The following is a 21,088-nucleotide window of genomic DNA, read 5'->3' as shown; positions in this document are numbered from 1 at the left end:
GCCCTGCTGCTTTCAGTGGCTCAACGGCCGCGCAGGGTCCGGTACTTCTCGACGAGCGCCGTCGTCGACCCGTCGAGGTCCGGTACGTCGGCGCCCTCGGTCAGGGCGGGCTCGATGCGCTTGGCGAGCACCTTGCCGAGCTCGACGCCCCACTGGTCGAAGGAGTCGATGTTCCACACGGCGCCCTGTACGAACACCTTGTGTTCGTAGAGCGCGATGAGTTGGCCGAGAACCGACGGCGTCAGTTCCTTGGCGAGGAGCGTCGTCGTCGGGTGGTTGCCCTTGAACGTCTTGTGCGCGACGAGCTCGTCAGGCACTCCCTCGGCCCGCACCTCGTCGGGCGTCTTGCCGAAGGCCAGCGCCTGCGTCTGCGCGAAGAAGTTGGCCATCAGGAGGTCGTGCTGGGCGACCAGGCCGGGCAGCAGATCGGCGACCGGCTCGGCGAAGCCGATGAAGTCGGCCGGGATCAACTTCGTGCCCTGGTGGATGAGTTGGTAGTACGCGTGCTGCCCGTTGGTGCCGGGCGTGCCCCAGACCACCGGTCCGGTCTGCCAGTCCACGGGGTTGCCGTCACGGTCGACGGACTTGCCGTTGGACTCCATGTCCAGCTGCTGGAGGTAGGCGGTGAACTTGGAGAGGTAGTGCGAGTACGGCAGGACGGCGTGCGACTGGGCGTCGTGGAAGTTGCCGTACCAGATGCCGAGGAGGCCGAGCAGCAGCGGCACGTTCGACTCGGCGGGCGCGGTGCGGAAGTGCTCGTCGACGAGGTGGAAGCCGTCGAGCATCTCGCGGAAGGCGTCCGGGCCGATGGCGATCATCAGCGAGAGGCCGATCGCCGAGTCGAAGGAGTAGCGGCCGCCGACCCAGTCCCAGAACTCGAACATGTTGGCCGTGTCGATGCCGAAGTCGGAGACCTTCTCGGCGTTCGTCGACAGGGCGACGAAGTGCTTGGCGACCGCGCTCTGGTCGGCGCGCAGGCCGGTCAGGAGCCAGTCGCGCGCGGAGGTCGCGTTCGTGATCGTCTCGATCGTGGTGAACGTCTTGGAGGCGATGATGAACAGCGTCTCGGCGGGGTCCAGGTCCCGCACGGCCTCGTGCAGGTCGGCGCCGTCGACGTTCGACACGAAGCGGACGGTCAGCTCACGGTCGGTGAAGGAGCGGAGCGTCTCGTACGCCATGGCGGGGCCGAGGTCCGAGCCGCCGATGCCGACGTTCACGATGTTCTTGATGCGCTTGCCGGTGTGCCCGGTCCACTCGCCGGAGCGGATCTTGCCGGAGAAGGCGGCCATCTTGTCGAGCACGGCGTGCACGGCCGGCACCACGTTCTCGCCGTCGACCTCGACCACCGCGTCCCGCGGGGCGCGAAGGGCGGTGTGCAGGACGGCGCGGTCCTCGGTGGTGTTGATCTTCTCGCCGCGGAACATGGCGTCCCGCAGACCGAAGACATCGGTGGCCGCGGCGAGCTCGCGCAGGAGCCTCAGCGTCTCGTCGGTGACGAGGTGCTTGGAGTAGTCGACGTGCAGGTCGCCGACCTGGAGCGTGTACTGCGTGCCGCGCGCCGGGTCCTTCGCGAAAAGATCACGCAGCTGCACCTCCCCCAGCTGCTCCCGGTGCTTGCCGATCGCCGCCCATTCGGGCGTCTGGTTGAGCCTGGCGCGGCTTTCTGCGTTCATCTCGGACTTCAGCCTTCTCTCGTACCTGTGTACGTACCTTGCCCCGCTGCACGTTCCAACCTAATTGATCAGGGCCCGATATGAGATCTCTGAAGCTGTCTGTCCGCACACGTGCCGGTAAACGCCGCGTGAAAAGCACAGCGGCCGGACATCCGCGGATGTCCGGCCCTTCTCACGCTCTAGATCTCGCCCCGCAGTTTGGCCAGCGCCTCCGCGAGAATTGCCTCGCCGTCCGCGTCGGTGCGCCGCTCGCGCACGTACGCCAGGTGCGTCTTGTACGGCTCGGTGCGGGGCGGGTCCGGCGGATTGTCCCGGTCCTGACCGGCCGGGAAGCCGCAGCGGGGGCAGTCCCAAGTATCGGGCACCTGCGCGTCGCTGGCGAAGCTGGGAACCGTCTCGTGCCCGTTGGAGCACCAGAAGGAGATGCGCAGACGCGGCGCGGACTCACCGCGCTCGGCCTCGCCCATCGGCCCCGCCCCGACCCGACTTCCTCGGATCGCGTTGCCACTTGCCACGGTCGTAACTCCCTGCGTGATGGTGCTGCTGCGGGCGCCTCAGTCTACGTAAGGCCCAACGCGCGTCCAGTGTTTGGAGTTACACCCCCCACAGAGACGCAAGCCCCATGATAATCCGCGCCGTGCGGCGCGCACCGTACATGGGGCTTTAAGCGAAGCTTTCGCAAGGTGGCAATCAAGCCGCTTTCGCGGTCAGTTGTTCACCTTCATCAACAGGCCGAGCACGACAATGCACGCGAACCAGAGAAGACCGACCACGACAGTGATGCGGTCGAGGTTGCGCTCGGCGACGGAAGAGCCGCCGACGGAGGACTGCATGCCGCCACCGAACATGTCGGAAAGACCGCCGCCCTTGCCCTTGTGCATCAGGACAAGAAGCATCATCAGCAGGCTGAAGACGATCAGGGCGATCGAGAACCCCATAACCACGGCTGGACCAACTTCCTCGGATCTGAATCGACTCTGTATCGACGACGGGGGCCGGATGCCTCGCGAAGCGAAGCCGCCCGGCCCCCGCAAGGGTACGACGTATCGGCGCTACCGCATACTCACCGGTCTACTCACTGGTCGCGGAAGCGGACGATCTTGACGAACTCGTCCGGGTCGAGCGCGGCGCCGCCGATGAGGGCGCCGTCCACGTCGGGCTGCGCCATGATCGCGGCGACATTGCCGGACTTCACGGAGCCGCCGTACTGGATGCGCACCTTGTCGGCGAGCTCCTGCGAGTACAGCTCGGCGAGACGGCCGCGGATCGCGCCGCACACCTCCTGGGCGTCCTCGGGGGTCGCGACCTTGCCGGTGCCGATGGCCCACACGGGCTCATAGGCGATGACGATGGTCTCGGCCTGCTCGGCGGGCAGATCCTTCAGGCCGCCGTCGAGCTGGGCGAGGGTGTACTCGATCTGCTGGCCGGCCTCACGGATGTCCAGGCCCTCGCCGATGCAGAGGATGGGGGTCAGGCCGTGCTTGTAGGCGGCCTTCACCTTGGCGTTGCAGATCTCGTCGCTCTCGGCGTGGTACTGACGGCGCTCGGAGTGGCCCACGGCCACGTACGTGCACTTCAGCTTCGAGAGCATCGGGCCCGAGATCTCGCCGGTGTAGGCACCGGTGTCGTGGGCCGAGATGTCCTGGGCGCCGTACTTGATCTTGAGCTTGTCGCCGTCGACCAGGGTCTGCACCGAACGCAGGTCGGTGAAGGGGGGCAGGACGGCGACCTCGACGGCCTCGTAGTCCTTGTCGGCCAGGGCGAAGGCGAGCTTCTGGACGTGGGCGATGGCCTCGAGGTGGTTGAGGTTCATCTTCCAGTTGCCCGCCATCAGCGGGGTACGCGTAGTCATCAGGTGTCAGTTCTCCAGTGCGGCGAGGCCGGGGAGCGTCTTGCCCTCGAGGTATTCGAGGGAGGCGCCGCCGCCGGTGGAAATGTGGCCGAATGCGTTCTCGTCGAAGCCCAGCGTGCGGACGGCCGCGGCGGAGTCGCCACCGCCGACGACCGTGAAGGCCGGGGAGTCGAGGAGGGCCCGGGCGACCGCCTTGGTGCCCTCGGCGTAGTCCGGGTGCTCGAAGACGCCCATCGGGCCGTTCCAGAAGACGGTGGCCGCGTCGGCGAGCTTCGAGGCGTAGAGCTTACGGGTCTCGGGCCCGATGTCGAGACCCTCCTGGGCGGCCGGGATGGCGTCCGCGGCGACCGTGGTGGGGTTGGCCGGAGCCTTGGTCTTCAGGTCCGGGAACTCCGTGGAGACCAGCACGTCGACAGGAAGGACCAGCTCGACGCCGCTCTCCTGCGCACGCTTGATGTACTCCTTGACGGTCGGGACCTGGTCCTCCTGGAGGAGGGAGATGCCGACCTCGTGGCCCTGGGCCTTGAGGAAGGTGTACGCCATGCCGCCGCCGATCAGGAGACGGTCGGCCTTGCCGAGCAGCTGGTCGATGACGGCCAGCTTGTCGGAGACCTTGGCGCCGCCCAGCGCGACGACGTACGGGCGCTTGACGTCCTCGGTGAGCTTCTTCAGGACGCCGACCTCGGTGGCGATGAGGAATCCGGCGTAGTGCGGCAGGCGCGCCGGGAGGTCGAACACGGAGGCGTGCTTGCGGTGCACCGCGCCGAAGCCGTCGCCCACGTACACGTCGGCGAGGGCGGCGAGCTTGTCGGCGAACTCGCCGCGCTCGGTGTCGTCCTTGCTGGTCTCGCCCGCGTTGAAGCGGAGGTTCTCGATGACGGCGACCTGGCCGGGCTCCAGGCCGTCCACCGCGTCGTGCGCGGCGGGGCCGACGGTGTCCTGCGCGAACGCCACCGGCTTGCCGAGAAGTTCACCGAGGCGCTCGGCGGCGGGAAGCAGCGAGAACACCGGGTCCGGGGCGCCCTTGGGGCGGCCGAGGTGCGAGGCGACGATCACCTTGGCGCCCGCTTCGGCGAGCTTGGTGACGGTCGGCAGGACGGCGCGGATGCGGCCGTCGTCGGTGATGGTGCCGTCGGCGAGCGGCACATTGAGGTCGGCGCGGACGAAGACCCGCTTGCCTTCGACCCCTTCGGCGAGAAGTTCGTCGATCGTCTTCATGACTGGTCCAGGACTCCTTTAGAGGGCTGACGTGCAACAAGGCCCGGACCACGCAGTATTGCGCGGTCCGGACCCTGTGCTCACATCGAGGTGCCTGCTCTGCTGATCAGAGCTGACCGCCGACGAAGACCGTGAGGTCGACGAGGCGGTTGGAGTAGCCCCACTCGTTGTCGTACCAGCCGAGGATCTTCACCGTCTTGCCCTCCTGGACCATGGTCAGGGAGGAGTCGAAGGTGCAGGAGGCAGGGTCGCTGACGATGTCGGACGACACGATGGGGTCCTCGGTGTAGAAGAGGATGCCCTTGAGGGCGCCGTCGTCGGCGGCCTTCTTGAACGCGGCGTTGACCTCGTCCTTGGTGACCTCGCGCTGCAGGTCGACGACGAGGTCGGTGGCCGAGCCCGTCGGGACCGGGACGCGCATCGCGATGCCGTCGAGCTTGCCCTTGAGCTGCGGAAGGACCAGAGCGGTGGCCTTGGCGGCACCGGTCGTGGTCGGAATGATGTTCTCGGCGGCGGCGCGGGCGCGACGCAGGTCCGAGTGCGGGAAGTCCAGGATGCGCTGGTCGTTGGTGTACGCGTGGACCGTCGTCATCAGGCCCTTGACGATGCCGAAGTTCTCGTCGAGAACCTTCGCCATCGGCGCCACACAGTTGGTGGTACAAGAGGCGTTCGAGATGACGTGGTGGTTGGCCGCGTCGTACTTGTCCTGGTTGACGCCCATCACGATGGTGATGTCCTCGTCCTTGGCCGGAGCCGAGATGAGGACCTTCTTCGCGCCACCGGCGATGTGCTTCTCGGCGTCGGCCTTCTTGGTGAAGATGCCGGTCGACTCGATCACGATGTCGACGCCGAGCTGGCCCCACGGGATGTCGGCGGGGTTGCGCTCGGACAACACCTTGATGGTGTGGCCGTCGACCGTGATGGTGTCCTCGGTGTGCGACACCTCGGCCTTGAGACGGCCCAGGATGGTGTCGTACTTCAGAAGGTGCGCCGTAGTCGCGGTGTCACCCAGGTCGTTGACAGCCACGATCTCGATGTCCGCACCCTGCTCAAGCAGCGCTCGGAAGTAATTGCGCCCGATGCGGCCGAAGCCGTTGATGCCTACGCGGATCGTCACGAACCGATCTCCTCGTTGGTACGCCGGTTTCAGACGCCGGCGAGATGTATGGGATGTCCCCGACCGCCTCCGACCCTACCTCTCTGATGGCCTTTGGGTGACATCGACAGGGGGTCCGGACAGCACGGTGGCCCGTACCCCCGAGTAGGGAGCACGAGCCACCGCAAAACGGGCCCTGATTACGCAGCGTCAGCGGCGCAGATGTGCAAGGGAGGCGCCCATAAGAGCGGACCGTTCGGCACTTCCGGGCACATGCTCGAACCCGAAGCCGAGCAGCACGCTGTCACGCGCTGTGACGGCCGCATAGGGCTTGTAAAGCTCCCCCGTACGGGCCCAGTCACCCGTGATGTTGGGGCTCCCCGGGGGCGCCGGAGCGACCGCCCAAGTACCCAGGGACGACTCGAATCCCTCGGTCTCCGTGGCGTTGCCCCCTATCACGATCTGAGCGTTGTCCGCAAAGAGACCGCGGCCCCCGCTGGAGGGGTCGGTGATGGAGCTGAGCGACACCTCGACCGTCTTTCCCGCGTAGGCGCTCAGGTCGAAGGAGACGGGCTTCCAGCCGCTGGAGGACCCGGTGAAGCTGTTCCAGGCGCCGCTGGTGCCCGACGCCGTGCAGCCGGTCGCCGACTGCGTCAGGTAGTGGCGCAGGAACGGGTGGCCGTTGATGAAGAACCCGGCCCCGCACTCGGCGGGCACGGCCTGGGACGAGTTGCCGTTCAGGTCCGGCAGCGTGGTCCAGTCGTCGGCGCCGGTGGTGTGCGCCTCCAGGACGCCGTGGTCGTAGCCGGTCTCCAGGTTCCAGTTGAGCGCGAACCGCAGCTGCGGCTGGTCCGCGGCCGTGACGTTGGTCAGGTCGATGGTGCGGGTAAGCCGCTTCCAGTCCTGGTCGGCGTGGGTCGCCGATGCCATGCCCTGGCCCTCGAAGGGCGCGTACGGGTTGGTGATGCCGGGATAGCTGCCTGCCGCCGCGCTCTTGAACTGCGGGAACTTGTCCGCGGGCAGGGTGTCGGACGTGACGGTGTAACGGCCCGCCTTGTCCAGGGGGTTGCCCTCGGCCGCGGCCAGCGGTGTCTTGACGCCGTTGAGCGCGCCGCTGCCCTCGAAGCCGGCGGCTCCGGGCGCGGACAGACGTTCGTACGCGCCCAGGTAGTACTGCGCGAAGTCGTCGGAGAGCGCGTCCCCGAGGTCGACGTTGGAGCCGGTGCGCTCGCCGGACTCGATCAGCTTGCCGCCCTCGTTGAGGTAGGCGCGCAGCGCGAGCTGGGTGGCCGCCCCTGGCACCGGGTCGCCGGTGTAGTGCACGACCGCGGAGAAGTGCGACAGGACGCCGAGCGGGTGCGGGGTGCCCTGTTTGGCGACGTCCCAGACCACGGCCGAACGGCCGTTGGCCTTGAGCGCGTCCACGTACTTCTGGGCCTGTGTCGCGGGTGCGCCCTCTTCGGCGACGACGAGGGTGTTCGCCTTGGCCCGCTCGGTGACGGTGTAGGTGAAGTGCGGGCTCTCCGTGCGGCCCTTCTTGTTGCGGCCGGTGAACCACACCTCGACCTTGTCGCCGACGCGTGCGTCCTCTACCTCGGCGCGGTACTGGTCGAAGTGGAGGTTGTCCTCACCGCCGTAGGTCTCGCCGCCCTTCCAGGCCTTGACGTCCTCGTCGTGCGTACGTCCGCCGTTGATGCGGTAGTTGAGCTCCTTGTCGCGCACCGACTTGCGTGCGGTGACGGCGACTTCCTGGTCACCGCCGCGCGCGTACGACTGCGTGAAGGTGTCCGGCGTGAAGTCCGGGGCCTCGATGCCGGTGACGGAGACCGGCTGGTCGGGGTGGAGGGCGGTCTCGGCGACGGCGAGCGCGAACGGCACGTTCTTCGCGAACTCCTGCTGGATCAGCTTCTCGTCGTCCGGGAAGGTGAAGATCGAGGCGCAGTCCTCGGGCTTCCAGGCGTCGTTCGGGTCGACGTTGGAGGCCGTCTGGCAGGTGGACATCTCCGGCGTGAACATCGAGATGCCGTTGATGTTGCCCGCGTGGCCGTCCGCCTCGCCGTTGGTGGTGTAGAGCTCGGAGGAGACCTGCGGGTGATAGCCGGGGACCGCGGGCTTCTCCGGGGTGCCGTTCAGCGCCTTGTAGAGGATGTCGTCCGGGCTCGGTGTGGCGACCTGCCAGCCGATTCCGTAGAGGAGCAGCTCGGCCGCCGAGTGGTAGTTGATCCCGTACGTGAAGCCGATGCGCTTCTGGAAGGCGTCGAGCGCCTTGGTCTCGGGCTCGGACATGGGGCCGGTGCCGCGGTAGGTCTCCGAGGAGGCCTCCGGGGACGAGCCCTCGTTGTCGTAGCCCCACTTGTAGGCGAAGTTGCGGTTGAGGTCGACGCCGTCGCCCGCCGCGATCTTGCCGTCGCCGTTGATGTCGCGGAGGTTCTTGCGCCACTGGCGCTCGCCGTCGGCGGCGTGCGTGAAGTCGTAGCCGTCGGGGTTGGCGGAGAGCACGAACCACAGCTCGGTGGAGTTCACGAGCTTGGTGATGCGCTGGTCCTTGCCGTAGTTGTCGAGGTAGTGGTGCATCAGGCGGCGGGTCATCTCGGGGGTGATCCACTCGCGCGCGTGCTGGTTGGACATGTAGAGCGTGGACGGCTTGGAGCCGTCCTTGGACTTGTCCGCGCCCTTGGTGAGCTTCAGGGCGAGGATGTCCTGCCCCTTGAGCGTCTTGCCGATGGAGACGACCTTGGTGAGGCCCGGGTGCGCCTGACCGGTCTTGACGATCTCCTCCTTGAGGCCGCCCGCGCCGCTGTACGGCCGGAAGACGCCGTCCCCCGCGGCCTTGAGCTTCTGCTGCGTGGCGGCGGAGACCTTCTGCTCGGTGAGCTTGACGCCCTCGCGCTCGACGCCCTTGGCCTGCGCCTTCGTCAGATAGACCTCGACCCGGGCGGTGCCGCGCTCGGGGGCCTGCCCCGCGAGCTCGTGGGCGTCCTGGCCCGCCTCGATGAGGATCGGTATCTGCTTCTTGGTGACCTCGGCCTCGTAGACCTTCACGGCCGCCGGATCATCGGCTGCCGGGGCCTTCTCCCCGCTGTCGGCCTGCGCGTGCGGCACGGCGACGAGTCCGCCGACGAGTAACGCGCCCGCGGCGACGACCGACCTGAAACCGGCTCTGGATCTTCTGGATCTCTCTCTGCGTCTCATGAGCCCCCCTTGCGGTTGTCCGGCACATTTGTGTGCGAACGCCAGGCTCGTGACACTTCATGATCATGTCAATATGGTGTGAAGGGCTACGTGGAAAGGGACGCAAAGAAGCCGCCGGGGCATCGGCGGCCCCGGCGGCTTGCGTGACGTACGACGGCGGTCAGACCGCCATGTTGTCGGCGAGTTCCTCGCTCAGATTGGACTCCGTACCCGGAATCCCCAGGTCCTGCGCCCGCTTGTCCGCCATGGCGAGCAGCCGGCGGATACGGCCCGCGACCGCGTCCTTCGTGAGCGCGGGCTCGGCGAGCGCGCCCAGCTCCTCCAGGGAGGCCTGCTTGTGCTCCATGCGCAGCCGGCCGGCCGCCGCGAGGTGCTCCGGTACCTCGTCGGCGAGGATCTCCAGGGCGCGCTGCACCCGGGCGCCCGCGGCGACGGCCGCGCGGGCCGAGCGGCGCAGGTTCGCGTCGTCGAAGTTGGCCAGGCGGTTGGCGGTGGCGCGCACCTCGCGGCGCATCCGCCGCTCCTCCCAGGCGAGCACCGACTCGTGGGCGCCGAGCCGGGTGAGCAGGGCGCCGATCGCGTCACCGTCCCGGACGACGACACGGTCCACGCCGCGCACCTCGCGCGCCTTGGCCGCGATCTGCAGCCTGCGCGCCGCGCCGACCAGGGCGAGCGCCGCCTCCGGACCCGGGCAGGTCACCTCGAGCGATGAGGAACGCCCCGGCTCGGTCAGCGAGCCGTGGGCCAGGAACGCCCCGCGCCAGGCGGCCTCGGCGTCACAGGTGGCCCCCGAGACCACCTGTGGCGGCAGGCCCCTGATCGGGCGGCCACGGCCGTCGACGAGGCCCGTCTGCCGGGCCAGCTGATCGCCGCCCGCAACGACCCGTACGACGTAGCGCGAGCCGCGCCGCAGTCCGCCGGGGGCCATCACGATCAGCTCCGAGCTGTGCCCGAAGATCTCGAGAATGTCCCGCTTCAGCCGTCGCGCGGCCATTGCCGTGTCCAGCTCCGCCTCGATCACGATGCGGCCGCTCACCAGGTGAAGGCCGCCCGCGAACCGCAGGATGGCCGAGACCTCTGCCTTTCTGCAGCAGGTCCGGGTGACGGGAAGCCGGGAGATTTCGTCCTTCACCGCTGCCGTCATCGCCATGGGCCGATCCTTCCATGCATCCGAAAAATACGGTCGTACGCGGTGGCCAGGTGCTCCGGATCGTGCCTCGGAGTGCCGTCCTGCCTGGCCACCGGCGCCAGCTCGACCGTGGCGCCGAGCCGCTTGGCGGCATCGGTCAGTGACTCACGATCGGGCACGGCGGCGTCGTCGGCCAGCACCACGTCCAGGGCGAGTTTAGGGGCGTGTCGGGCCAAAACCTCCAAATGACGCTGCGGAGAGAACCCATCGGTTTCACCGGGTTGTGGCGCGAGGTTGAGCGAGAGCACCTTGCGGGCCTTCGTCTGGACGAGCGCGTCGAGCAGTTCGGGGACGAGGAGATGCGGGATCACGGAGGAGAACCAGGAGCCCGGGCCCAGCACCACCCAGTCCGCGTCGAGCACGGCGGCGACCGCCTCGGGGACGGCCGGCGGGTCGCGCGGGACCACGTGCACGGACTGCACCTCGCCCGGGGTGAGCGCCACCGTGGCCTGCCCGCGCACGGTGTCCACGTCCTCAGGGCGCTCCGGGTCGTGCCCCTTGACCAGCGCCTGGAGCTCCAGCGGGACCGCGGACATCGGCAGCACGCGCCCGTGCGCGCCGAGCAGCTTGCCCACCAGGTCGAGCGCCTGGACGTGGTCGCCGAGCTGCTCCCACAGGGCGACGATCAGCAGATTGCCGACCGCGTGCTCGTGCAGGTCGCCCTTGGACTGGAAGCGGTGCTGGATGACGCGGGCCCACGTCTGGCCCCAGTCGTCGTCGCCGCACAGGGCCGCGAGCGCCTTGCGCAGGTCGCCGGGGGGCAGCACGCCCAGTTCGTCGCGGAGCCGCCCGCTGGAGCCGCCGTCGTCGGCGACGGTGACCACGGCGGTGAGGTCACCGGTGATGCGGCGCAGTCCGGCGAGCGAGGCGGACAGGCCCATCCCGCCGCCGAGCGCCACGACCTTGGGCTGGGTGCCCCGCTTGCGGCCCAGACGGTTCAGCCGCAGGGAAGCCTTCACTCTCGCCCCATGTCCCGGTGGACGATGACGGTCTCCACTCCCTCGGACACGAGGCGGGCGGCGAGCTTCTCCGACATGGCGACGGAGCGGTGCTTGCCGCCCGTACAGCCGACCGCGATCGTCACGTAACGCTTGCCCTCGCGGCGGTAGCCCGCGGCGATGAGCTGGAGCAGCTCGGCGTACCGGTCGAGGAACTCCTTGGCGCCCGGCTGGTTGAAGACGTACGCCGCCACTTCCTCGTTGAGCCCGGTGTACTGGCGCAGCTCCGGGACCCAGTGGGGGTTGGGCAAAAAGCGCATGTCCACGACGAGGTCCGCGTCGACCGGCAGGCCGTACTTGAAGCCGAAGGACATGACGGTGGCCCGCAGCTCGGGCTCCTCCTCGCCCGCGAACGAGGCGTCCATCTTGGCGCGCAGCTCGTGCACGTTCAGGCTGGAGGTGTCGATCACCAGGTCGGCGTCGCCGCGCAGCTCGCGCAGGAGCTCGCGCTCGGCCGCGATGCCGTCGACGATGCGGCCGTCGCCCTGCAGCGGGTGCGGGCGGCGGACCGACTCGAAGCGGCGCACCAGGGCGTCGTCCGAGGACTCCAGGAAGACGATCCGGCGGGTGACGTGCTTGGCCTCCAGGTCCGCGAGGGACTGGCGCAGATTGTCGAAGAAGCGGCGGCCGCGGACGTCGACGACGACCGCGATGCGGGCGACGTTCCCCTGCGAGCGGGCGCCGAGCTCCACCATGGTGGGGATCAGCGCGGGCGGCAGGTTGTCGACGACGAACCAGCCGAGGTCCTCCAGACACTTCGCCGCGGTGCTGCGTCCGGCTCCCGACATGCCGGAGATGATCACCAGCTCGGGGACCACTTCCGCGGCCTCACCTGACGTGATGGTCGTGCCCGTACTCACTTGCTCGCCGCCTTCGTCGTGCTCGGTCATGTCTCCTGCCCCCGTCGTTCTTCTGAGGTGCCCGCGGACACGGGCTCCTCGTTGTCGCTGGAGGCTCCCGCAGCCGCGGGCTCCTCGCCATCGCCCGAGGCTCCCGCACCCGCGGGCTCCTCGTCTTCAATGATCTCTCCGGTCGCCGTGTTCACGGCGGGGCCCGCGGGCACCGCTCCGGCCAGGGCCACGACGATCGCCTCGGCCGTCTTGCGGCCTATGCCCGGAACCTCGCAGATCTGGTCGATTGTCGCGGATCGCAGCCTCTTCACCGAACCGAAGTGCTTGATCAGCGTCTGCTTGCGCGCGTCGCCCAGGCCCGGCACGGCGTCCAGCGGTCCGGCCTTGAAGCGCTTGGCCCGCTTGGCACGCTGGTAGGTGATCGCGAAGCGGTGCGCCTCGTCGCGTACCCGCTGGAGAAGGTACAGGCCTTCGCTGGTGCGCGGCAGGATCACCGGGTCGTCGTCGCCCGGCACCCAGACCTCTTCGAGGCGCTTGGCGAGGCCGCACACCGCGATGTCGTCGATGCCGAGCTCGTCCAGGGCCCGCTGGGCCGCCGCGACCTGCGGCCGGCCGCCGTCCACGACGACGAGCTGGGGCGGGTAGGCGAAGCGCTTGGGGCGGCCGTCCTCCTCGGTCAGGGCGCTGACCTCGCCGTTCGCCGATCCGTCCGCCGCGCCGTTCGCCGATCCGTCCGCCTCGGCAACCATCCCGGCCGGCTCCTCGGGGTCCCACTCCCCCGTCTGCTGCTTGTCGGAGAGGTAGCGCTTGAAGCGGCGCGTGAGGACCTCGTGCATGGAGCGGACGTCGTCCTGGCCCTCGAAGCCCTTGATCTGGAAGCGGCGGTACTCGCTCTTGCGTGCGAGGCCGTCCTCGAACACGACCATCGAGGCCACGACGTCGTCACCCTGCAGATGCGAGATGTCGTAGCACTCGATGCGCAGCGGGGCGCTGTCCAGTTCGAGTGCTTCGGCGATCTCCTCCAGGGCGCGGGAGCGGGTCGTGAGGTCGGAGGCGCGCTTGGTCTTGTGCAGCACGAGCGACTGCTGGGCGTTGCGCGCCACGGTCTCCATGAGCGCCTTCTTGTCGCCGCGCTGCGGGATGCGCAGCGAGACGTTCGAACCGCGGCGCTCGGTGAGCCACTCCTGGACGGGCTCAACGGGCTCGGGCAGCGCGGGGACGAGCACTTCCTTCGGTACGGAGTCGCCGCTCTCCTCTCCGTAGAGCTGCTGGAGGGCGTGCTCGACGAGGTCACCGCTGGTGACGGCCTCGACCTTGTCGGTGACCCAGCCGCGCTGACCGCGCACACGGCCGCCGCGGACGTGGAAGATCTGGACGGCCGCTTCGAGCTCGTCCTCGGCGAGGGCGATGAGATCGGCGTCCGTGGCGTCGGCGAGGACGACGGCGCTCTTCTCCATGGCCTTCTTGAGGGCCCCCACATCGTCGCGCAGGCGGGCCGCCTTCTCGTACTCCATGTCCTCGGCGGCGTCCGCCATCTGCCGCTCGACACGGCGGATGTACGTGCCCGTGCGGCCCGTCATGAAGTCGCAGAAGTCCTCGGCGAGTTCACGGTGTTCCTCCGGGGAGACCCGCCCCACGCAGGGGGCGGCGCACTTGCCGATGTAGCCGAGGAGGCAGGGGCGGCCGGTGCGCTCGGCGTTCTTGAAGACGCCGGCGGAGCAGGTGCGGACGGGGAAGACCCGCAGGAGGAGGTCCACGGTGTCGCGGATCGCCCAGGCATGGCCGTAGGGCCCGAAGTAGCGGACGCCCTTCTTCTTCTGGCCGCGCATCACCTGAACCCGCGGGAACTCTTCGTTCATCGTCACCGCGAGGTACGGATAGCTCTTGTCGTCGCGGTACTTGACGTTGAACCGGGGGTCGAACTCCTTGATCCAGGAGTATTCGAGCTGCAGCGCCTCGACCTCGGTGGAGACCACCGTCCACTCGACGGAGGCGGCCGTCGTCACCATCGTGGCCGTACGCGGGTGCAGGTTGGTGATGTCCTGGAAGTAACTGGCCAGGCGCTGGCGCAGGCTCTTCGCCTTGCCCACGTAGATCACCCGGCGGTGCTCGTCGCGGAACCGATAGACCCCCGGCGAGTCGGGGATCTGTCCCGGCTTGGGGCGGTAGCTGGAGGGGTCTGCCATGCTCCACACCCTACTGGCGGGGGCTGACAGTCAGGGGCGTGAGGGGTGCCGTCTCCTGACCGGCTCCCGGCCGGCCGGCCCCCGCCCTTCGCCTCCTCTCCTCCCCTCCCATCCCTGCAGCCCACCCGCCCTGAAAGGGCGGGTGGGCTGGGGAAACCCGGCCGGAGGCCGGGAAAGGGGCAGCCGCGCTGCCGGTCGCGACGTCGCAGGACGGCCGCCCCGGAGAGGCCGAGGGCGAGCAGGGCCCCCGCTCCGGCCACGGAGGAGGCGACCGTGACGAGCCCGGCGGCCGAAGCGGAAGCCGCGGCCGGGGCCGCCGGGGGCTCCCCGGCCCGCTCCTTCGGGGCGAAGCCCCCCGCCTTGCCGGACTCCGCGTACGCCGAGCCCGGCAGCTTGTCGGCGTACGCGTCGCGCACGCGCCGCTGATAGGCGGCGACCGATACCCCGCCCCGGCCCACGGCACGCACCGCGTCCGCGTCCAGCGGAAGGACCCGGCCCCGCCCCTGCACGTACCAGGCATTGATCTGGGGCTCGTGGAAGACGGTGCCTCCGGGGAGCTTGTCGGCGCCCACGCGCGCGTAGTGCGTCTCGTCGTCCCCGGTGGCGATGTTCACCACCTCCCACGAGCCTTTCTGCTTCACCGTCCACAGGGAAGCCTCCTGCCCGTCGGAGGAGACCGCCTTGCTGGCGAGGAACTCCACGCGGGCGACCGGCGCGCCCTTCTTCCCGGCGACGAACTCCGGGGAGAGATAGCGCACGGGTACGGCGTCGCCCTGTACCCGCGGGTCCGCCGCGGCCTTGCTGACCGCGCCCTCCCGCGCGAAGAAGCGGGCGAGCGTGTCGAGGGTCCCGGGGGCGCTCGCGGCGTCGTGGGCCGCGTCACGGGAGGCGGCCGAAGGGCCTGAGTCCGACGCACCGGACTCGGCGGAGGCGTAAGGCGCCGCGAGGCCGAGCAGCAGGGTGGCGGCCGAGCCGGCGAGCGCCGCCCTCAGCAGATGGCGGGGATAGTGACGGCTCATCGCGCTCACGCCCCGATCCGGTACAGCGAGTGGGTCCAGGAGAAGGTGTTGTTGTTGACGTACCAGCTGTGCGAGGCCCAGTTGTAGCGGTCGCTGGAGGGCCACGGGTCGCCCCAGTAGACCCAGCTGCTCGCGTCGTCGTAGCCGTAGAGCACGTGCATGTGACCGCCGCCGTTCGACCACTGGATGCGCGTCTCGACCGGGCGGCCCGCGTTGATCTCGGCCTGCACGGTCGGATAGCGCAGCCAGCCGCTGACGTACGAGCCGGGGTTGATGCCGGCCCAGTCCAGGCCGTTCTGCACGTCACCGAGCGTGGCCTGCGAATTGGGGCACTCGGAGCTCTGGCTGCGCCCGAAGGCGGCGTTGCAGAACTGGTTCTGGCTGTAGTTCCTGCCGTAGAAGGTGGCGATCGTGTTCCCGGCAGCTGCCCAGCACCAGTTGGTCTTCTGCTGGGCCTGCATCGTGATGTTCAAGCGCTTGGCGGCGAGGAGGGAGGGGGCGTCCGCTTCGGTGCCTCGTACGGAAGCCGTGCTGCCCCGTACGGAATCCGCGCCCCGTACAGAAGCGGACGGAGAGCTGTCGGGGACGGCCGTGGCCGTGGCCGCCGGGGCGGCCACCAGGGCCGCGGCCACGACGGCGAGCGCGGACAACCGTCTGCGTCCGCTGTACTTACTGCTTCTATGGCGCATCGCGTTCCTCCCGAGCGAGGGGGGTGGAGTGGTGGAGGAGCGCGTCCGGACGCTGCGATTGAGCATCGAGTGTTGTCGGGTGCAGGTCAACAAGGTTCAATGCGGGATTACTTGGGCCGTGAACGGCGGCGTACGGATGTGAACACCCCTCGTACGCCCACCTGGTGGCCCGCTCCGACCGGCGCGTACGCCCGGACGGCCGATGTGAATGTTCACAGAAGGGCCTTGCGATGGGGCACGGCACGATGCGGCACGGCACACAGCTCGCGGACGGCGCGCCCGCGGACCTGGAGACCGCCCTGCGCACGGGCCCGTTCCACGTGGCGCTGCGGGCCGCGATCGCCGCACGGCGCCTTCCCCTGCAACGCGTACGGCATCATCTGGCGCGGCAGGGCGTCAATGTCGGCTTGACGAGCCTGAGTTACTGGCAACAGGGTGCGCGGCGCCCCCAGCGCACGGAGTCGCTGCGCGCCGTACGGGCCCTCGAAGAGATCCTCGAACTCCCCGAGGAGTCACTGATCCGGCTCCTCGCCAAACCCTCCGACCACCCCGACTGCGAACGTCCCGCCGCCCGCTCCTACCGCTCCCTGCTCGATGCGTCCGACGTCCTCCAGGAGCTGATCACCGAGCTCGGGTCGCCGCTCGACGGCGGTCTGCACACCGTCGGCCACCACGAGCGGGTGCGGATCGGCGGGCGCCGCGAGCTGCTCGGCCGCGATTCGCAGCATGTGGTGCGCGCCCACCGGGACGCCGTGGACCGCTACCTCGCGATCTACCACGGCGACCCCGGCTGCGTACCGGAACGCATCGGCGTCCACGCCCTGGAGAACTGCCGCACGGGGCGTGTGCGGTGGCACCACGAGACGGGGGTGCTCGTCGCCGAACTGCTCTTCGACGCACGCCTGCGCGCGGGCGACACCCACCTGTTCCGCTACGGCTTCGAGGACGGCACCGCCGGGGCGGCCACCGAGTACTTCCGGGGTTTCACGTTCGCGGGCGGGCAGTACGCGCTCCAGGTGCGCTTCGACGAGGGCGCACTGCCCGTACGCTGCCATCGCTTCGCCCAGCATTCGGCCGCCGCACCGCGCGGCGGCCGCCAGGAGCTGACCCTGAGCGGCAGCCATCGGTCGGTGCACCTCGTGGAGCCGCAGGTGCGGGCGGGGATCCTGGGCATCGCCTGGGACTGGGAGTGAGCGGTCGCGCCGATCGTCAGCCATCAGCCATCAGCCCGCGATGATCTTGCCGTTCTCCACCTTGACCGGCAGTTCCGAGAGCGGGTTGACGGCCGGGTCGTGCAGCACCTTGCCGTTCGTGGCATCGAACTGGCTGCCGTGACACGGACAGATCAGCTTGTGCCCCTCCAGCTTGTTGATGGGGCACTTGGCGTGCGTGCAGATCGTGCTGAACGCCTTGTACTCGTCGTCCGAGATACGGCTCACGACCACGTTCTCGTCGGTGTAGAGCTTCGATGCGCCCACCTTCACCTCGTCGGACGCGCCGAGGTCCGTCGGCGCGGTCGGCGCCGAACGGTTGGAGCCGCCGCCGTCGCCACCGGACGAGCAGGCCGTGATCCCCAGGCCGGCGGCCGGGACGATGGCGGCGGCGCGCAGCACAGTGCGGCGGGCGGGGGACGGCGTGCCGGGCATGGAATCTCCACAGGTCAGGCGCTTCGGTGACGGATCAGACCATACCGGTGGGGGGTCACGTGCCCGCGTTGGGCGCGGCCGTGCCCGAGTGCCGCCCGCATCGGGCCGGACCCGCGGGAAAGCCCTAGCCTGTGCCGAAAGCCGGGGAGCACGAGCGCAGAGCCGAGAGGAACCACCCGTGATAATCGTCGCCGGAGAGGCCCTGATCGACCTCGTCCCGCAGGATTCCGCCGGTGCCGGGCTGTCGGCACTCGCCCCGCGGCTCGGCGGCGGTCCGTACAACACCGCGGTGGCCCTCGGCCGATTGCGCACCCCCGTCGCCTTCTGGTCCCGTATCTCGACCGACGCGTTCGGCGATGCGCTGGTCGACGGGTTGCGGACCGCGGGTGTCGACGTGTCATACGTCCAGCGGGGCGCCGAGCCGACGACGCTCGCGGTCGCCTCGATCGGCGCGGACGGCTCCGCCGGATACTCCTTCTACGTCGAGGGCACGGCGGACCGGCTCTTCACCGCCCCGGAGCGGCTGCCCGACGACGTGACGGCGGTGTCCTTCGGTACGTGCTCGCTCGTCCTGGAACCGGGCGCGAGCGCGTACGAGGAGCTGATGAGGCGGGCGGCGGCGCAGGGTGTCTGCACGGCGCTCGACCCCAACATCCGGGCGGGTCTGATCCCGGACGCGGACGCCTACCGGGCCCGGTTCAAGAGCTGGCTGCCATCGGTCTCGCTGCTCAAGCTCTCGGAGGACGACGCGAGTTGGCTCGGCGGCACGCCGCGCGAGTGGCTCGCCTCCGGCCCCGGCGCGGTGGTGATCACGCGCGGCGGCAAGGGCCTCACCGTCTTCACGCGGGGCGGCGGGGAGTGGTCGGTGCCGGGCGAGCAGGTCGACGTGGTGGACACCATCGGCGCGGGCGACACGGTCAACGCGGCCCTGCTGCACGCGCTCGGCGAACGCGAGGCGCTGTCGGCGAACGCCGTCTCCGGGCTGGGCGCGGACCACTGGAGCGAGATCCTGCACTTCGCGGCACGCGCGGCCGCCGTCACCGTGTCCCGCGCGGGAGCGGAACCGCCGTACGCGACGGAGTTGAGCTGAGACCGCTGCGCCGGTCCGTCAGCCGTTGACCGCGCGCAGACCCCCCGGCTTGCGGCCGTTGAGGCGGTCGAGCGCGGCCGACGAGGCTTCGTCGGCGGGCAGGTGGACGACCAGGCGCTGACCGTCGGCGTCGGGCAGCGTCAGCGTCTCGTACGAGAGCCGCAGCGCACCCGCCTCCGGGTGCGTCAGGCGTTCGACGCCGCTGTGCCGGGGCAGTCGCGGCACGGCCGCCATGCGGTCGGCGAACGGCGCACCGGCGATGACGGTCAGCTCGTCGGCGAACCCCTCGGCATGCGGGTCGGTGAGCATGGACTGTGCCTGTAACGCGGCGATCTGCGCGTCGGCGACGCTGTCCCACTCGGGGTAGGCGGCACGGGCCCGCTCGTCGGTGAACAGGAAGCGGATGAGGTTCGGCCGCCCGTCGTCCAGGAGACCGAGCGGCCCCACGATCCTCGCGTACCCCGAGGTGTACGCGAGGACGTCGCTGAGCCGGTTGAGCAGGACGGCGGGGGCGGGCTCCAGGTTGTCGACGAGCGCCCGCACCGTGGGACGCACCGACTGGGACGGCTCGCTCGCCGTCGGGCAGCAGGGATCGCCGCTGGTCTCCATCTCCAGGCGGCGCAGGTGGAAACGCTCCTCCACCGTCAGCCGCAGGGCGTCCGCGAGCGCGCCCATCACCTGCGGGGACGGGTGCCGGTCGCGGCCCTGTTCGAGGCGGGCGAGGTACTCGACGCTGACACCGGCGAGCGTGGCGACCTCGGAGCGGCGCAGGCCGGGCGTGCGGCGCCGGGGGCCGGTGGGGAGCCCGACTTCGGCGGGCGTGACCGCTTCACGGCGGGTGCGCAGGAAGGTGCCCAGCTCGTTGTCGCTCACCGATCGAACGTACCAGTGGTCGGCGGACCGGATCGTGGCCCTGTCACTACCAGTCTCGGCTCGGCCTTCCTCGGGCGCGGGCGGCCTCGCATCGTGGAGGGCATGACCACTGACACGAATGCCGCCGCCGCGACGACCGCGCTGCCCCTGCCCGCCGGAAGCTGGGAGATCGACCCGTTCCACTCCGCCGTCAACTTCACCATCCGCCACCTCGGTATCTCGAAGGTGCGGGGCCGGTTCGCCGGGGTGACGGCCGGTCTCGTGGTGGGCGAGAGCGCCGAGACCTCTTCGGTGACGGCAACCATCGACCTGGCGTCGATCGACACCGGCAACAAGGACCGTGACGCGCACGTCCGCGCACCCGACCTCCTTGACGTGGAGCGCCGCCCCACGATGACGTTCCGCTCGACGCGGGTGATCGGCAAGGAGGACGACTGGACCCTGGAGGGCGAGCTGACCATCGGCGACGTGACGAAGCCGATCACCCTCGCCGTCGAGTTCGGCGGTCTCCAGGCCTTCCCCGGCGCCCCCCGGCGCCATGCGGGGTTCGAGGCGACCGGCGAGATCAAGCGCAGCGACTACGGCCTCGACTTCGGCGCCGGGCTGCTCGGTGACGTGGTGAAGATCCAGCTGGACATGCAGTTCCTGGAGCCGGAGGACGCGCCGGCCGAAGGCTAGTCGGCGGGCGGCCGAGCGCCTTCACCACGGTCCGTGAAGGATCCGTGCCGCCCCTCCCCCGCGGCGAATCTCGCCGCGCCGTCCGCCGCCTCGGCGAGGGACCGCAGACCGTGCCGCAGTTCGCCCGCCATCGCCTCGTCCTCGGCAAGGCCGCCCTGTTCGAGGACGGAGAGCCGGTCGTTCCGCAGGCAGGTCTGGGGGAACGCGGCGATCTTGGCGGCGAGGCGCTCGGCCGCTGCGCGGGACGTGCCCGGCGGTACGGTCCGGTTGACCAGGCCCATCGCCAGCGCCTCGGCAGCGGGAACGGGGCGGCCGGTGAGCACCAGATCCATGGCCCGGCTCTCCCCGATGAGCCGGGGCAGCCGTACGGTCCCGCCGTCGATGAGCGGCACGCCCCAGCGGCGGCAGAAGACTCCGAGCACCGCGTCCTCGTCGGCGACGCGCAGATCGCACCAGAGCGCGAGCTCAAGGCCCCCGGCGACCGCGTGCCCGGAGATCGCCGCGACGACGGGTTTGGACAGCCGCATCCGGGTCGGCCCCATGGGCCCGTCGCCCTTCTCGGCCACCTCGTTCCCGGCGGGCGTCCCGATGGCCTTGAGATCGGCCCCGGCACAGAAGGTGCCGCCCTCACCCCACAGCACGGCGACAGCCGCGTCTGGATCCGCGTCGAAGGCACGGAACGCGTCGGCGAGGGCCCGGGCAGTGGGCCCGTCGACGGCATTTCGCACGCCGGGCCGGGACAACACGATGGTGGTGACGGGACCTTCACGTTCCGTACGTACGGTCATGTGCCCCAGGCGACCACGCGAACGGGCCGCGGGACAAGGGAACCTTGTCC

Annotated in this window: 19 protein-coding genes; 3 read left to right on the top strand and 16 right to left on the bottom strand. The window is 69.8% G+C overall.

Annotation, left to right across the window (positions count from 1 at the left end; translation table 11 throughout):
* Positions 1-20: 20 nt before the first annotated feature.
* The 13 genes from pgi to ACWFR3_RS43645 form a co-directional block, all read right to left on the bottom strand.
* Positions 21-1,673: a glucose-6-phosphate isomerase gene (gene pgi, locus ACWFR3_RS43705; RefSeq protein ID WP_453740267.1), complete on the bottom strand. Its 1,653-nt coding sequence runs from the start codon at positions 1,671-1,673 to the stop codon at positions 21-23.
* A 179-nt stretch (positions 1,674-1,852) separates the two neighbouring features.
* Positions 1,853-2,188, bottom strand: coding sequence for an RNA polymerase-binding protein RbpA (locus tag ACWFR3_RS43700; RefSeq protein WP_363208051.1), 336 nt, complete (start codon positions 2,186-2,188; stop codon positions 1,853-1,855).
* A gap of 192 nt (positions 2,189-2,380) precedes the next feature.
* A complete protein-coding gene (secG, locus tag ACWFR3_RS43695; protein ID WP_135329442.1) occupies positions 2,381-2,611 on the bottom strand; it encodes a preprotein translocase subunit SecG in 231 nt (76 codons plus the stop codon).
* Positions 2,612-2,748: 137 nt separating this feature from the next.
* Entirely contained in the window at positions 2,749-3,525 is a 777-nt protein-coding gene (gene tpiA, locus ACWFR3_RS43690) for a triose-phosphate isomerase (protein WP_453740266.1), read from the bottom strand.
* A gap of 6 nt (positions 3,526-3,531) precedes the next feature.
* Positions 3,532-4,743 (bottom strand): phosphoglycerate kinase, encoded by a 1,212-nt coding sequence (locus ACWFR3_RS43685; protein WP_453740265.1) that lies wholly within the window; start codon positions 4,741-4,743, stop codon positions 3,532-3,534.
* Between the two features lie 106 nt (positions 4,744-4,849).
* Entirely contained in the window at positions 4,850-5,860 is a 1,011-nt protein-coding gene (gap, locus tag ACWFR3_RS43680) for a type I glyceraldehyde-3-phosphate dehydrogenase (protein WP_384550680.1), read from the bottom strand.
* A 189-nt stretch (positions 5,861-6,049) separates the two neighbouring features.
* Positions 6,050-9,031, bottom strand: coding sequence for a M14 family zinc carboxypeptidase (locus tag ACWFR3_RS43675; RefSeq protein WP_453740264.1), 2,982 nt, complete (start codon positions 9,029-9,031; stop codon positions 6,050-6,052).
* A 160-nt stretch (positions 9,032-9,191) separates the two neighbouring features.
* Positions 9,192-10,181 (bottom strand): DNA-binding protein WhiA, encoded by a 990-nt coding sequence (gene whiA, locus ACWFR3_RS43670; protein WP_190083252.1) that lies wholly within the window; start codon positions 10,179-10,181, stop codon positions 9,192-9,194.
* Entirely contained in the window at positions 10,172-11,179 is a 1,008-nt protein-coding gene (locus ACWFR3_RS43665; RefSeq protein WP_453740263.1) for a gluconeogenesis factor YvcK family protein, read from the bottom strand. The genes whiA and ACWFR3_RS43665 overlap by 10 nt, the downstream gene beginning before the upstream one ends.
* Positions 11,176-12,108: an RNase adapter RapZ gene (rapZ, locus tag ACWFR3_RS43660; RefSeq protein WP_453740262.1), complete on the bottom strand. Its 933-nt coding sequence runs from the start codon at positions 12,106-12,108 to the stop codon at positions 11,176-11,178. The genes ACWFR3_RS43665 and rapZ overlap by 4 nt, the downstream gene beginning before the upstream one ends.
* Complete coding sequence (gene uvrC, locus ACWFR3_RS43655; RefSeq protein WP_453740261.1) at positions 12,105-14,255, bottom strand: excinuclease ABC subunit UvrC; 2,151 nt, start codon at positions 14,253-14,255, stop codon at positions 12,105-12,107. The genes rapZ and uvrC overlap by 4 nt, the downstream gene beginning before the upstream one ends.
* Complete coding sequence (locus ACWFR3_RS43650) at positions 14,165-15,274, bottom strand: hypothetical protein (RefSeq protein ID WP_453740269.1); 1,110 nt, start codon at positions 15,272-15,274, stop codon at positions 14,165-14,167. The genes uvrC and ACWFR3_RS43650 overlap by 91 nt, the downstream gene beginning before the upstream one ends.
* A gap of 5 nt (positions 15,275-15,279) precedes the next feature.
* The gene (locus tag ACWFR3_RS43645) at positions 15,280-15,963 is read right to left on the bottom strand and encodes a papain-like cysteine protease family protein (RefSeq protein ID WP_453740260.1); all 684 of its coding nucleotides are present in this window, start codon (positions 15,961-15,963) and stop codon (positions 15,280-15,282) included.
* A 245-nt stretch (positions 15,964-16,208) separates the two neighbouring features.
* Between ACWFR3_RS43645 and ACWFR3_RS43640 the strand changes: the two genes are divergently transcribed.
* A complete protein-coding gene (locus tag ACWFR3_RS43640) occupies positions 16,209-17,156 on the top strand; it encodes a hypothetical protein (RefSeq protein ID WP_453740268.1) in 948 nt (315 codons plus the stop codon).
* Between the two features lie 30 nt (positions 17,157-17,186).
* On the opposite strand, the gene ACWFR3_RS43635 is transcribed toward ACWFR3_RS43640, so the two are convergent.
* A complete protein-coding gene (locus ACWFR3_RS43635) occupies positions 17,187-17,609 on the bottom strand; it encodes a Rieske (2Fe-2S) protein (protein ID WP_453740259.1) in 423 nt (140 codons plus the stop codon).
* Positions 17,610-17,787: 178 nt separating this feature from the next.
* Here ACWFR3_RS43635 and ACWFR3_RS43630 point away from each other — a divergent pair, with 178 nt between their 5' ends.
* Positions 17,788-18,699: a carbohydrate kinase family protein gene (locus ACWFR3_RS43630; RefSeq protein ID WP_453740258.1), complete on the top strand. Its 912-nt coding sequence runs from the start codon at positions 17,788-17,790 to the stop codon at positions 18,697-18,699.
* 18 nt (positions 18,700-18,717) lie between these two features.
* Here the strand turns inward: ACWFR3_RS43630 and ACWFR3_RS43625 are convergent, their stop codons facing one another.
* Positions 18,718-19,572, bottom strand: coding sequence for a helix-turn-helix domain-containing protein (locus tag ACWFR3_RS43625; RefSeq protein WP_453740257.1), 855 nt, complete (start codon positions 19,570-19,572; stop codon positions 18,718-18,720).
* Between the two features lie 102 nt (positions 19,573-19,674).
* Between ACWFR3_RS43625 and ACWFR3_RS43620 the strand changes: the two genes are divergently transcribed.
* Positions 19,675-20,250 carry a YceI family protein gene (locus ACWFR3_RS43620; protein ID WP_453740256.1) on the top strand — a complete coding sequence of 192 codons (576 nt, stop codon included), beginning with the start codon at positions 19,675-19,677 and terminating at the stop codon, positions 20,248-20,250.
* Here the strand turns inward: ACWFR3_RS43620 and ACWFR3_RS43615 are convergent.
* A complete protein-coding gene (locus tag ACWFR3_RS43615) occupies positions 20,247-21,038 on the bottom strand; it encodes a crotonase/enoyl-CoA hydratase family protein (protein ID WP_453740255.1) in 792 nt (263 codons plus the stop codon). The two genes, ACWFR3_RS43620 and ACWFR3_RS43615, sit on opposite strands and share 4 nt — an antisense overlap.
* Positions 21,039-21,088 lie beyond the last annotated feature (50 nt).

The sequence above is a fragment of the Streptomyces sp. NPDC055189 genome, from assembly GCF_053606765.1.
The sequence above is the reverse complement of the archived record's forward strand: the minus strand, read 5'-3'. Positions and strand labels throughout refer to the sequence as shown.